Consider the following 12,938-nt stretch of genomic DNA (forward strand, 5'->3'; position numbering starts at 1 on the left):
AAATTTATTATTAATTCCTGAGATTTTCCAGATTCCGTACGAGAAATCTTTTTTGTAATCATTCGGCCTGTTATCCTTCGGAAAAATCCCCATATGGAAAGTATCCAGTACATTTCTACTCTAAATAGGTACTCTAAAGGAGTAGTCTGGAAAAAATACACTGCTTTCGCAGAACAAAATAGATAGGTAAAAATAGTAAACGGGCCCGCCGCGATTCGAACACGAGTCAATGGGTGTCTTCGTAAGTATCTTACTTCGAAGCCCATTAGGATATCCTGGCTACCCTACGAGCCCTCGGTGCAGCACTATTGATAGAAGCTATCCATATTAAACCTTTCTCTCAAAATTAAGGCAGCAGGAAATACAGGCCGATAGAAATAGGCTAGGAAGAAGATAGAAGGTAAAGAAAAGTAGTTAGAGGAAACAGACGATAAAAGAAAGCAGCATAGAAACCAGAAAATAAAGAAAAGAGCCAGACGAGACTAAAAAAGTTGAAAAGAGGTTAAGAGAGGCAGAAACGAGTAAAAAAAGTAGAGAAGTACAACAAAAGGAAGAAATGAGTAAAAAAGACTAGAATTTGTAGAAAGTAAGCCTGAAAAAATCTGTAATGGCAGAAAAAGCTAAGAAAAGTACAGAAAGTAAAAATTTGAAACTTAATTACGTGACTTCGGAAAAGATCATCTGGAAATTCAGTACAAAAAGTTCAAATTGAATAGGATAACAAAAGAGTGAATAAAAATATATAGTAAGTGGGACAGAATTAGCAGTGCAAACTGGAATAATAAACTATAACAGATAAGCTTTCGTAAAGATTACTGTAAATCTAACGAAATATAATAGACGTTTCTTTAATTATAAACAGCTTCTAAATTTCAGGGTCATTTAGAGACTGTTCTAAGCCTTCAAATTAACATATATAGATTCATAGTGTGGGAATCTATAAGGGGAAAATACCGAAAGAGTGAGGATTTGAAAAAATGGAGAGGGTTTCAACAGGCATAGAGGAGCTGGACAGGAAGCTGAGTGGGGGTTATCCTGTAAATAAAGTTACACTTATTACCGGTATAGCAGGAAGTGGGAAAACAATCTTCGGAATTCATTTCATTCATAAAAACTGTTTTGAAGGCAGGAAATGTATGATTATCGCAACCGAGGAAACTCCTGAAGACATTATCTACCAGGCAAGCCTGCTAGGGCACGACCTTGCACCGTACTATGAGAGCGGACAGCTTATCATAGAAAATATCTTCGAGAGCCGTTCGGAAATAATAGGAAAGACAAGATACGGGTTCAAGCCTGAAAGCCTGGATCTCGAGATTCCAAGTCTTATAGAATTAATACGTGAAGGAACGGAATGCCTTGTTATAGATAATATAGGAACCTTTGTTCTCAGGATTTCCATAAAAAAGCTTAGAGACCAGTTTGACGCACTTAACTACCTAGTAAGGAAAAAAGGATGTACTGCTCTTTTAATCATGGACGAGTCCGCACACAATATGACTTACCAACTTGCTGAATACTCAGTATACGGGTCCATCCGCCTGCTGGTAAGGGAAAATTCATATCTCGGAAAAATGGAGCGCTACCTGAGTATACCCAAAATGCGTAGTACCCCAATTTCTCCTGAAATGTCTGTTTTTGAAATCACATCCAAAGGAATCGTAATTCGTGAATCTGGGGGATGAAGCCTTGCAGATTGAAAAGGGCAAACCTAAAATCCTGATCGTCGATGATATTCCTGAGAATGTAGAGCTTATAGAAGCTTACCTTTCAGTAGAGCCATATGATGTTATTACCGCCAGCAGCGGAAAGGAAGTTATTCAGAAATTAAAGGAAGAAAAGCTTGACCTGATCTTGCTTGATGTCATGATGCCTGAAATAAGCGGTTATGAAGTCTGTAAAATTGTCAAAAGCGACCCTGAAACTCAGTTCATCCCGATTTTGATGCTCACGGCTCTTTCTGAAATTGAAGACAGAATAAAGGGGATTGAAGCCGGGGCTGATGATTTCCTTACAAAACCGATAAACAGGCTTGAGCTAAAGACAAGAGTTAAATCTTTGCTCAGGGTGAAATGTCTGCATGATCGGCTGGTGGCTGACCGTAATAGTCTTGAAATAAAAAATCGGGTACAGAGTATCCTTACTGCAATCATCCCAACTCTACTTCGGTGTGTTTCCAATGAGGAAAAGAAGGTCATAATTAACCAAATGACAAGCATGGTCGAAAAAACGCTGCTTGACATATACCACCTTGAGAATAGAGAATTGGACTTCGCTTATGCAGGCAATGTTTGTGCTGAGATAATGAACCAGCTGGGCGGAAACTTTTCCTCTGAAAAGGGTGAAAAAGAAAATTTTTGGATAATTAGGGGAACAAAATGCCCATGGAAAGGAGAAGAAGCGCGGAAAAACCCTATTTTGTGTACATTGACCCGGAAAATTTTTTCAGATATAATTTTAAAAGTGGATTCTGATTTCAGTGTAGAGGCGCTGAAGACTATAGGGAACAGGAATAATTGCTGTGAATTCCTAATAAAAGCAGAGTAAAATTCCTTTTTTGCCTAAAGGCCTGAAAGAGGTTTCTTCCGCAAATGTTGGGTTCAGGAAATAGCCAGAACCCTAAAGTGGTTTGTTTAACATTTTAGGTAGTTGATTCATACTGCTGTAGATCATTCATGCCTGTAATAATTCTCATTCCTTTAGGAGTAATATCGAACCGGGAATACTTGACCGGAACAGCCTTATCTCGCATTTTCTCGATGTAAAGATATTTTTTTGTCTTTCCGGAGTTGAAATTCTCCTGCGAGGTGAGCCGGATAAGCCCGAAAACCATATAGCCGGTAAGCCTGTGGGTAAGCTCGTAAGAATCCTCATCCATGACAAAAAGGCTTGTGCACCCATTTTTTAAAAGTATAATGCTGATTGAACTGAATTCATCGGCAAACTCTCTTATGTCATGATTTATGGCCATTACTCCTATGTTGTCGATAACTATGACATCAACTTCCGAAGATATGGAACTCAGATACTCAATTATGTCCGTGTCCACAGCGCAGAGCCCTTTCCCGAATTTGGAAGCACTTTTGATTTTGTTCATTTTGTCTTCAAAAATATTCTTAATACTTAGTTTTCCACTCTCCACAAAAGGCTTGAGGTCAAGGTTAAGGCTTCGGGATTGGCTGAGGATATCTTCCGTAAGCTCTCTTGTAAGAATCAATATGCATTTCTTACCTTCCTTGCAGCTCCTGTGCAGAAAGTGAATCCCGAGAATAGTTTTTCCGGCTCCAGGAGGACCCGTAACAAGAATACTTTTTCCTTTAGGGAAGCCGCCATCCATCAGCGTATCCAGCCCTTCGATCCCTGTAGACAAACTCTCCATACAATCACACCTTAAACGCAGATATATTTCGTAATTATTGTAATATGTCTTAAGTGATATACTCTTCATCAGGAAAATAAATAAGTTTCGAAAAAAGTTAACTTGGTTTTAAGCAAAGAGTTGAAGTTTCAGTATTTGCTCCAAAGTTTTTATTTTCGATAGTATTTGAGAGCAATACCTATTTTGTAGAAACTCGTTTGAAATAGGTCAAACATTTATAAAATATTAAAAACTTGTAAAATAAGTTAAAATGATAGTTGATCTCAAAACCAGCTTTATTTTTAATTGTTAAGAGTTTCAGAACTACTTATCACGATCAAAAACTTGGTTGATTATTCTGAAGATGAACCTTGGAAAAAGTAAGGTGGACTGAATTGAGGTGGACTGAATTGAGGTGGACTGTTTACTGCTGTAATTACATGCAACTAAAGAAACGGATTTTCCCGTCTCGAGGCAAAACTCAGGCGAGATGCAACTCGGGGCGGAGAAATCCTCTTATTTCTAGTTATCTTGCTTAAATTTTCGATTTAATTACTACTTAATTACAGTTTAATTACCATTTACCATTTAATTACTCTTTTTAATGGTATTCCTCTGCTGATCTCAGTAAACGCGACTTTCAATTGTGCTTTTCCTGAGGTCGGACTGCAGGGAAGTCAGAAGCATTCTTTTAAGGTTTCAGCTCGATTGTTTTTTCTGAATTCCCGATCTTTACAGTATACTTGCCTGCTGGCAATCCAGAAGTGGGGTAATTGAAATTAAATTTCCCTTTTTGATTAGTTTTCAGGGTCTGAGATGCCGTAACTTTAAGTTTTACGGAAGAGTGTTTACCTGGGGTACTCAGAGCATCACCACTAATAATAATTTTATATTTTAAGGGGGGGACATGTCCTTGAGAAATAGTTGCAGTTCCACCGGATGCGTCAGAAGACAAGTCTATCCAGATTAATTTCTTTACGCTTACGTTTAGGTTCTCTACTCCCTCACCTGTGACAGTAAAGAGGTTATCTTTACCTCTCGGGATCTTTATTTTTTCAAGCGAATACTGGTACCTACCCCCGGTAACAGGTAGATCCTTTACAAAAGAAACTTCGGCTATGAGCTCCTCTCCCGGAGAAGCAGTGCCTTTTACTTTTAGAGTATCTCCCACACTCGGATTAGAAGGAGAAATCTTCCAGTCAGTCTTAGCTGCTGCCGGAGAAATAAAGAGACCAAGCAAAAAAAACGCAGACAGCAACCCGAGAACAAGTTTTGTTCTTTTTGATTTTATATGTTTTGTATTATTTATACAGTTTTTAGTTTTCACAAGAAATTCCTCTTTTTAAACCTAACGGTTTCCAATTAAACTAAAATATTAAGTTTTTAGGAAATTAAATTAATATTAATATTAAACTTAGACAAGAAATTATTATCCTTATCTAAATTTTATATAATATATTCTTTTCATACGGATTAACATTTATTATTAATAATCTTTTTGTTTTTTAGAAACAATTACTTAAATTAAAGAAATTATTTATATTTTTGGTCTGGTTTATAACAATAAAATATTATTAGACTTTAAATATTAAAGTATATAAATATACATTCTTATCCGCCATTTACTTGATTATATAACCAGCTTTCTAGAGATTTACAATATAAATGAAAATTGCAGACGTGAAATAATAAGTAAACGTTGATAAAAATGCAAATGATACCATTGAAAGCAAGAAGTAGTAAAATCCTTAATTCGAAGCCGTAGACACTACAAAGAAAATTTTGAAAACAGATTTGAGAGACTGATTCATTTTCAGAAATTGAGACGTCTTTGAGAAGGAAAAAGGTAAACTTATTCGTCAGAATTGAGTAGTTGAAAATTTCTAAATCCTAAATAGCTCCATATCACTATTTGCAAATAGGACTTATCCCAAAATGAGTTTTAACCTCAAATCAATAAAAATATTAGAATATTTTCCGTGATCAAAAACTTATCAATTATCCAAGTTAGAGCTTCAGAAATATATTTTTATAGACATTTTTTACCTTTAACGAATTTTCGTCAGTTTCGTAAAAATTTCAATTAAATGAGTTTTTAAGTCCATTAAATAAGTTTTAAGCCCTTTAAATAAGTTTTAAATTTCTTAAATAAGCTCTGAGTCATTTAGCCAATATACCTTTCCTTAAACTCTGAAATCTGTTTGCTGCTTCCTACGACTGCAATAGTATCTCCTGCTCTTATTATTGTCTGCCTTTCAATAATGGTTATGACGAGTTTTCCACGTTTAATGCCTACTATGGTACACCCGATTTTTTCTTCGAGATCAAGCTCTTCTATTGACCTATTTTCAAGGAGAGAGCCCCTTTCAACATGGTGTTTTTCGATTTCTATTCCCTCGTAAAGCATTATGTCCTCATCTATACTACAGATTTTTCCCATGCAGTTTGCAGTCATTTTTGCAAGCATCTGGCCAGCCACTATGGAAAGAGAACCTACGTAGTTAGCTCCTGCCTTGTAGATCTTGTCAATGGATTTTACGGAATTTGCCCTTGCCACAATGGTAAGTTCCGGGTTCATATTCCTGGAAATAAGAGTTGAGAAAATAACATTGGTATCATCATTAAGAGCTACAAATTCAATAGAAGCGGTTTTTACTCCGGCTGCAAGCAGTACGTCTTCATCCGTCCCGTTCCCGACCAGGTGCTCGAAATCAACATTCTCAAAAACCTTTTCATTAGAATCCACAACTACAAAGCGAAAAGGGCCTTCAGAGAGTATCTCAATTATGCTCTTTCCGACATCTCCATATCCAAGTACAATAAGATGTCCTTTTGGCTCCATTTTTGATCACAGACCTGTAAATTACACTCGCCAAGTTCAGCTTCGAGTTTTTATATTTAGATCTCGCCTTTTTACCAGTCTATACAGATAAATTTGTTATTATATCAGATAATCTGATAATTTCACCAATTTATTTCATGTTTAAATATTAAATTGGTATGTCAATTTTTTCAGCTTAGAAAGTTCCTCACGGCTTCCTATAGCCAGCAAAACGGAATTCTCCCGAACAATATCCTCTTCTTTGGGATCAAAGGTCAGAGTACCGCTAGTCCAAGTTCCTACAATCTTTGCACCGGTGAGTTGCTGACTGGAAATTTCCTTAAGCGTCTTGCCTATAAGAGGGCTTTTTGTGTAAACAGGAAACTCGACAATATTAATGCCTTCAAAAATTTCAGTCGCCTCCGTAATCCGACTCACAAGCCTGTCCAATGCCTTTTTTCCAATGAACTGCCCGAACATTGATTTGGGAGATACAACCGTATCGGCTCCTGCGTATTTTAGATATCTTGATTTAGATAAGTCCTCAACGATGGCAATGATGTTGATATACTGAAATTCCCTTGCAGTTAAAACGATATTCGCATTTCTTTTATCCGATTTATTTGCAATAAGAAGTTTGGCTCTCTCTATACCTGCGCCCATAAGGGTCTGCTTATCACTCGGAGACCCGAAAATCCAGGAAATGTTTTTATAAACAAGTTCCTTGATGAGCTCATCTTCATCCTCTACTACTACGAAGAGAATATCCTGCTCGGTCAATTCGTCTATCAAGGTTTCAACCAGTTGATTGTATCCGCAGATAATTATGTGGTCTTTCATGCTGGAGGGGACCTTTCTTGGAAGCCTGAACTTGATAAACCTGTCCATCCAGGGAGTAACAACATAGGTTACAAGAAAATCCGAAATCAGTATTATGCCTAAAACTTGCACGATTATAGTAAAAAGCCTTCCTTCCATGGAAGTAAAAACGACATCGCCATAACCCACCGTTGCAACGGTGGTTGTAGTCCAGTAGATAGCAGTAATAAGGTTTGCATTTTTAGGCTGGTTCTCAAAAATCATAAGAAACTCGAAAATCAGAATATATATGACAAACAGAAACACAGCCGCTGTTTTGTATGCAAAATAAGGATGCTTTTGGAGCACCTTCTGAAATCCTGTTCTGAAACCGACTTTCTTTATCCAGAAAGTGAACATTTTTGAAGTCCTGCCTGAATTTTCCTGATTAGATTAAGCTGAAGCGTCTTATAGTTGTTATTAATGAAAAATCTACGGTTATTACTGATAGATCCGTATACTCAGTTTTATAGAAAAGACTATGCAAAAGAATTTTATGAAATATAAATTTTTGAAGAATAGTTTTCGGGATTAAACATGAGAAATGGACTTAAAAGCTAAAAAGAAAAGGTAATTGAACTCTCCATTTGAACAAAAGATAGAAAAATGGAAGTAAACCCTAACCTTTATGATTTTCGCGATGGTCAGGGTTCAGTCTGAAGCTTCGATGTCAATCAAATCCATTGCCCTACAAAAGGCCCGAATATCATGAAGACAAACGAGAACAGAATCAACATCGAAAAGCTTGCTGTAATAGAGTTTGAGACCTTTTCCGAGATCGAATCATTCCTTGTAAGTCTGTATACAAGGGAATAGGTATAGTCCTTAAATACATGCCCTCCGTCAAGGGGCACGGCAGGCAAACAGTTAAACAGTCCGACATAAAAGTTCAGCCAGCCAATCCAGAGCAGGGTATTTGCAATCCAGAAAATCCCTATTCCCAAGGGTTCTGCCCAGCCCACGGGCTGATAAAACTGCATTATAGTACCTGAAAAGCCTCGGAATCCCTCACCTGCAAATCCGTAAATAGGAAGTCCGAAGAGAATGATCCAGCCTGCAGGCATGGTCAATAAGGATGGGATTTGTTTCAGGGCTTCAAGATACAATTTTGCCTGAGGCATCCATACTGAGATTCCAAGCATCGGAAATTCCATAACTCCCCTATTCTCATAAATAACTCCAAGGAAACCACGGTCATTTTCCTGAGAATTAGATGACAGTTGCACATCGAAAACAACAGTTCCTTTTTCAGTAAGGTTTCCTGTGTAGTTTTCAGAAGGGAGCAGTTCTACTTCTACAGTCTGGTTTGCCTTGGTGGTTTCCATGAAGCTAACAAAACTTGAAATGTTTTTCATTTCCGTATTGTTGATCCTTATCATGGTCATTCCGGTTTCGATCCCTGCAGCTTCTGCAGGACTTCCCGAAACAACACCTCCTACGAGCACTCCGCCAATATAATCCTTAGGTGATGAGGTAACCTGTAAATCATGCACGGAGGATGTATCGTTTTTCACGGCGTGAACGCGAATAGTATCTCCGGGCTGGGTTTTTTCAAGGTATGTTTGCATATCTACGGCTGTTGTGATATTCGTATCATTAATCTGAGTTATTATCATACCTTTCTCAAGCCCTGCGTGGTAAGCCGGAGAACTTTCATTTACACTTAAGATCATGGCGTCACTTAAGGGCGCGATTGCCCCGAGTACAGGTCCGAAGAAGAGCAGGAGAGCGATAAAAGCTACACTGAAATTGGCCATAACGCCTGCCGCAAGAATCCGGGCTCTTTGAGTTCTTGTTGCACCTACTACAGGATCGGATTTTGATTCCTCAGGCCTTGCTTCTTCATTTTCTAGCCTTAATTTTTCTTCCTTTTCCCATTCCTCGATTTCCTCGATCGTGGCTGTCAGAGGAAGTTCTCTTTCTGTTTTCTCTTTCGGCCCGAAAAGCTGTTCATCATCAGGTTCCGCAAAACCACCAATTGGAACTAGAGCATACAGGATGCCCATTGATTTGACTCTGATGTTTTCAACTCTGCAAAGAATTGCATGGGAAAATTCATGCACGACAAGCGTGACTATAAGGGCAATAACTCCCCAGGTCAAAGGAATGAATTCGTTTACTCCCGGAATAAGAAAGATATTTCTCAAAGAATTATATTTTCCCGGTTCCGGTACGTTTTTGTTAAGGAATGAAGTATACAGTGCAATGTCCGAGAGGGCTATGACCAGGAACATTGCAATCATGCCTGCAAACATCAATAAGATTCCAAGGTTTGCAAAGTTTCTCCAGTAAAACTTCGGACGGGCAAGTACATCCAGTAATTTAAGACCCTTAGTTGTCCTGATCATAAGGATGGGAAGAGGTCCGAATGTGCTTATGTTATACTTCTCCAGAATGCCTTTCCTGTCAAGAACAGAAACTGCGAACCAGTACAGTAAAAAAATACTTAGTGCAATGCTTGTGCCATTCAAGGGGATTCTCCAAATTATTAAGCTGAACCAATTATAATTAAGCTTAACCAATAATGGGTTAAGTATAACACATTTATGAATTAAGCTGGACCGGCTGTAAATTAACTTAAACCGGTACGAATTAAGCTAAATTAATATGAATCTTGAATTTGACTCTAGAAATCTAGGACTGTTAAGATCATACAGCTCTAAATTAAAACCTGTTGATGTTACAATATGCGTGATTCTGCGCCAATTAATTCATTATGTTGATTTTAAGTGCTTCATATGATATATAAATGTTATATGCACCTTATTACTTTAAATCGAGATATATTGCCATTCCTTTTAAAATAGACTCCTATTGCGAAAACCGTACGTAGTAATACATCAGAATTATATAAAAATATATATGGAAATTTAGATAAAACGCCTATAAAGTTAAATTTTGATTTTCTAAAAACCATTTTATGGCTAAGACCATGAATTCTACATCAAGGGACTATAAATTCTATGGCCAAAAGCGATAGATACTAGTCATAGGAAATAATGTGCTTTCATCAAATACATCGTTCACGATATCAGGTTTCCGTGAGGTGTCTGTTCATGCTTGGAATTGTGTATATAACGGCTGGAAATATGGAGAATGCATCACAGATCGCAAGAGAGCTGGTTTCAAGGAGGCTTGCAGCCTGCGTGAATATGTTTCCAGTATCTTCGGTTTATAGATGGAAAGAAAAGCTTGAAGAAGATAATGAGATTGCCATGTTTGTAAAAACCGATTCTTCACGCTTTGAAGAAATCACAGGGCTCGTAAAGTCATTACACACATATGAAATGCCTGCAATAGAATTCTGGGGAATTGAAGGAGAAAAGGAGTATATTGATTGGATTCATGTTAACAGTTCAGGCGAAGGAGACTGAAAATCAGGCAAGGCTTAAATGCTAAAGTAATAAGAGATTTGCAACAGGAAAAACTGAAGCTAAAAAAATCTGAAGTCAAAAATCTGAAGCCAGAAAAATTGCAGGTTAAAAATCTAGCCACCAAGAGTTAAATCCTGAATAATATCTGGATATCTCCCTAAGTTTAATTCTACAGATAATTTACTTACAGGATTAGCTTTATATGCTAGTTCTATCTTTACCTAATTGGATTCCGTAAAATGCGGGAGTAACCAAGCGGTCAACGGTGGCAGACTCAAGATCTGTTCGTGCAGACGTTCAGGGGTTCGAATCCCTTCTCCCGCACTAAATTTATTAGAGTTTCTTTTTTCATTTGAGCGTTCGTCTTCGTTTAATTTCTAATCCTATTTACACTTCTTTTAAGTTGCAGCGAGAAACCAGGTCATAAGTGCCAGATTCAGAGTATAACGTAGAGGACTAAATGTCATTACAAAATTCAAGAGAAAAGATTTGAATAGGGGAGGAGGAACATATTACAGGAGACTTGACTTATTCTTAACCTCGCTGTTAAGTTTTTTGTAGTACCCAAGGCATTAATTGAATGTGTTTTAAAAGTGCCTTGAATCGACTCTAAATTGTTCAGTACTATTCTTGAAGGCGGAAATTTTAGAATATATTTTGAACCCACAGTTTTGATGTTTTTTCTTCCTTCTTATTAAGTCTCACGTTGTCATACAATGAGTATATAGTAAAAAATTTATGGTAAGCTAAAATCAGTTAATTAAAAAAGAATAACTCGGAAAAACATAATTTAAAACAAAATGGAGCATTGCAATAAATACTGTTAATCAATTCATAAGAAATCAAATCTATGAATTAGGTTAAAAGTTTAAAAAATCAAAAGTTGCCTACAAAGCAGCAACCGTGTAAGTTCTAACTTACTTAATACAGTGTATGGTTTAGTGCTATTGATTTTCCAGTTCAACCCCTTATTAAGTCTTAGTCCTAACAGTTATTATACTGGTTGTTGAGTTAATACCATTTCCATTTATTGCAGTAAGATTTACTGTGTAATTTCCTGCTACAGAATAGTTATGAGCTGGATACCGCTTAGTTGAATTAAATCCATCTCCAAAATCCCATTTCCGATCAGTTGCATTTGTCGAGAGATCTGTAAATTGTACAACAAGAGGAGCATAACCAGTATTGACATTGGTGCTGAAGTTCGCTACAGGATAAACCGGTGTCACATTGGGATCATCAATATGGTTCAGCCCAACGTTCAAGTCATAAACTGGTGGTGGTATGTATACTACAGAACTGTTACTCGGTTCATATCCAGGCGCTTCTACATGCACTCTATAATATCCATTAAGAACATCCCAGTGATACATACCATTTTGGTCAGAGATTAATGGGTTTATATCGGGTTGACAAGCTGGTGGATTTTCGCCTGTTTTAACATTTTCCCATTCTCCTATACCATTAGGACGTTGCAGCCAAACAGACGCATTGGCTATGCGTGCTCCAGTATCAATATCATAAATGTATCCTGCGGGGTCAATGTAAATAACAGTACTTTTGTTTGAGTTGGAACAGTTATTTACTATATAAGTTACTGTTGCTTCTCCGTGGCGCGGAAAGAATGTTATATTAAAGGTCCATTTTGATGGTCCTCCAGTCATATTTCCAATGATATCTGAACCACCATCATCAACATGAATCTTTATGTCAACAGCCGTTGCATTCTGACAGCTATAATAAGTAAACATTGTAGGGGTTCCGAAGAAAATAGAAGGTATGCCTTCTTCTGTAAGATGATATGGCTGAATTTCAATGCCTGGCGGAAAATTACGATCACAAGCAGAAATTATTCCTACGCTTGATATCGCAATTAAAGCTGCAATCACAATCGTTATCATCCATCGCTTAATGTTGTGGATCATATTGCCCACCTCATTTTGTTTAAAGTACGATTCTTATATTTCATTGTGTGACCTCAACCTCATATGGTGATTTATCATTTATTTCAAAAACAATGAAAAATAACTGAAAAGCATATTTTTCGTGGAATTATTTACTGGGTTAAAATTCATTGAATAAATGAGTTTTACTCTCTTTGTGCATTTTCCAAGCTGAACAATCTTTTTCTTTAAATCAAAATAAACTACCAACCTCCTTTAAACTCTGATCTTTTTGAATAAAGTCACAGTATACAGAAAAGTACATGCAACGTATTGTATTATTTTACACAGTAAATCGCCAAAACTAACTGATAAATCTTTTGGTTATATATTTGGATTTCACTATGAGCAGTGTTGCAAATTTGATATTATACATCGAGTACAGTTAGTAATCATATTTTTTGATAACGTAATAATCGATATCATACGACTGATTTCAGGCAGGAATGGTAGTTACAAAAGTTACAATGTAAGTTTAAAGTTACTTTGACCATTATCCAGTTGTAAAAGTTGTTTGAATATTAGACACGTCCTAACAAAAAATTTATTAAGTATAAGTTAGTTAATCACGGACTTATTAAAAA

The 12,938-nt window shown here is 36.9% G+C and carries 9 protein-coding genes and 2 tRNA genes; 4 read left to right on the forward strand and 7 right to left on the reverse strand.

Annotated elements, in window-relative coordinates; all coding sequences use genetic code 11:
- Positions 1–200: 200 nt before the first annotated feature.
- Positions 201–294 (reverse strand) — tRNA-Arg (locus BP549_RS07100).
- Between the two features lie 683 nt (positions 295–977).
- Between BP549_RS07100 and BP549_RS07105 the strand changes: the two genes are divergently transcribed.
- On the forward strand, positions 978–1,685 hold the full coding sequence (locus BP549_RS07105) for an ATPase domain-containing protein (protein ID WP_292379391.1): 708 nt from the start codon (positions 978–980) through the stop codon (positions 1,683–1,685).
- A gap of 4 nt (positions 1,686–1,689) precedes the next feature.
- The gene (locus tag BP549_RS07110; protein WP_292379393.1) at positions 1,690–2,547 is read left to right on the forward strand and encodes a methanogen output domain 1-containing protein; all 858 of its coding nucleotides are present in this window, start codon (positions 1,690–1,692) and stop codon (positions 2,545–2,547) included.
- Positions 2,548–2,641: 94 nt separating this feature from the next.
- Here BP549_RS07110 and BP549_RS07115 read toward each other — a convergent pair whose 3' ends face one another.
- The 5 genes from BP549_RS07115 to BP549_RS07135 all read right to left on the reverse strand — a co-directional run bounded on the left by BP549_RS07115 (position 2,642) and on the right by BP549_RS07135 (position 9,508).
- Positions 2,642–3,379, reverse strand: coding sequence for an RAD55 family ATPase (locus tag BP549_RS07115; protein WP_292373557.1), 738 nt, complete (start codon positions 3,377–3,379; stop codon positions 2,642–2,644).
- 670 nt (positions 3,380–4,049) lie between these two features.
- On the reverse strand, positions 4,050–4,685 hold the full coding sequence (locus tag BP549_RS07120) for a hypothetical protein (RefSeq protein ID WP_292379396.1): 636 nt from the start codon (positions 4,683–4,685) through the stop codon (positions 4,050–4,052).
- 837 nt (positions 4,686–5,522) lie between these two features.
- Positions 5,523–6,200, reverse strand: coding sequence for a potassium channel family protein (locus tag BP549_RS07125; RefSeq protein WP_292379399.1), 678 nt, complete (start codon positions 6,198–6,200; stop codon positions 5,523–5,525).
- A gap of 141 nt (positions 6,201–6,341) precedes the next feature.
- Positions 6,342–7,397 carry a potassium channel family protein gene (locus BP549_RS07130; protein ID WP_292373549.1) on the reverse strand — a complete coding sequence of 352 codons (1,056 nt, stop codon included), beginning with the start codon at positions 7,395–7,397 and terminating at the stop codon, positions 6,342–6,344.
- Positions 7,398–7,711: 314 nt separating this feature from the next.
- On the reverse strand, positions 7,712–9,508 hold the full coding sequence (locus BP549_RS07135; protein WP_292379400.1) for a site-2 protease family protein: 1,797 nt from the start codon (positions 9,506–9,508) through the stop codon (positions 7,712–7,714).
- Positions 9,509–10,093: 585 nt separating this feature from the next.
- Between BP549_RS07135 and cutA the strand changes: the two genes are divergently transcribed.
- Both cutA and BP549_RS07145 read left to right on the forward strand, forming a co-directional pair.
- Positions 10,094–10,411: a divalent-cation tolerance protein CutA gene (cutA, locus tag BP549_RS07140; RefSeq protein WP_292379403.1), complete on the forward strand. Its 318-nt coding sequence runs from the start codon at positions 10,094–10,096 to the stop codon at positions 10,409–10,411.
- Positions 10,412–10,652: 241 nt separating this feature from the next.
- Positions 10,653–10,735: transfer RNA gene (locus tag BP549_RS07145), tRNA-Leu, on the forward strand.
- A 647-nt stretch (positions 10,736–11,382) separates the two neighbouring features.
- On the opposite strand, the gene BP549_RS07150 is transcribed toward BP549_RS07145, so the two are convergent.
- On the reverse strand, positions 11,383–12,336 hold the full coding sequence (locus BP549_RS07150; protein ID WP_292379406.1) for a PKD domain-containing protein: 954 nt from the start codon (positions 12,334–12,336) through the stop codon (positions 11,383–11,385).
- Positions 12,337–12,938: the final 602 nt, after the last annotated feature.

It is taken from the genome of Methanosarcina sp. UBA289 (assembly GCA_002496565.1).
GTDB lineage: Archaea > Halobacteriota > Methanosarcinia > Methanosarcinales > Methanosarcinaceae > Methanosarcina.

Coding starts and splice junctions, on each gene's coding strand:
- BP549_RS07105 (WP_292379391.1), top strand. CDS start 978: ATGGAGAGGGTTTCAACAGGCATAGAGGAGCTGGACAGGAAGCTGAGT.
- BP549_RS07115 (WP_292373557.1), bottom strand. CDS start 3,379: ATGGAGAGTTTGTCTACAGGGATCGAAGGGCTGGATACGCTGATGGAT.
- BP549_RS07125 (WP_292379399.1), bottom strand. CDS start 6,200: ATGGAGCCAAAAGGACATCTTATTGTACTTGGATATGGAGATGTCGGA.
- BP549_RS07130 (WP_292373549.1), bottom strand. CDS start 7,397: ATGTTCACTTTCTGGATAAAGAAAGTCGGTTTCAGAACAGGATTTCAG.
- cutA (WP_292379403.1), top strand. CDS start 10,094: ATGCTTGGAATTGTGTATATAACGGCTGGAAATATGGAGAATGCATCA.
- BP549_RS07150 (WP_292379406.1), bottom strand. CDS start 12,336: ATGATCCACAACATTAAGCGATGGATGATAACGATTGTGATTGCAGCT.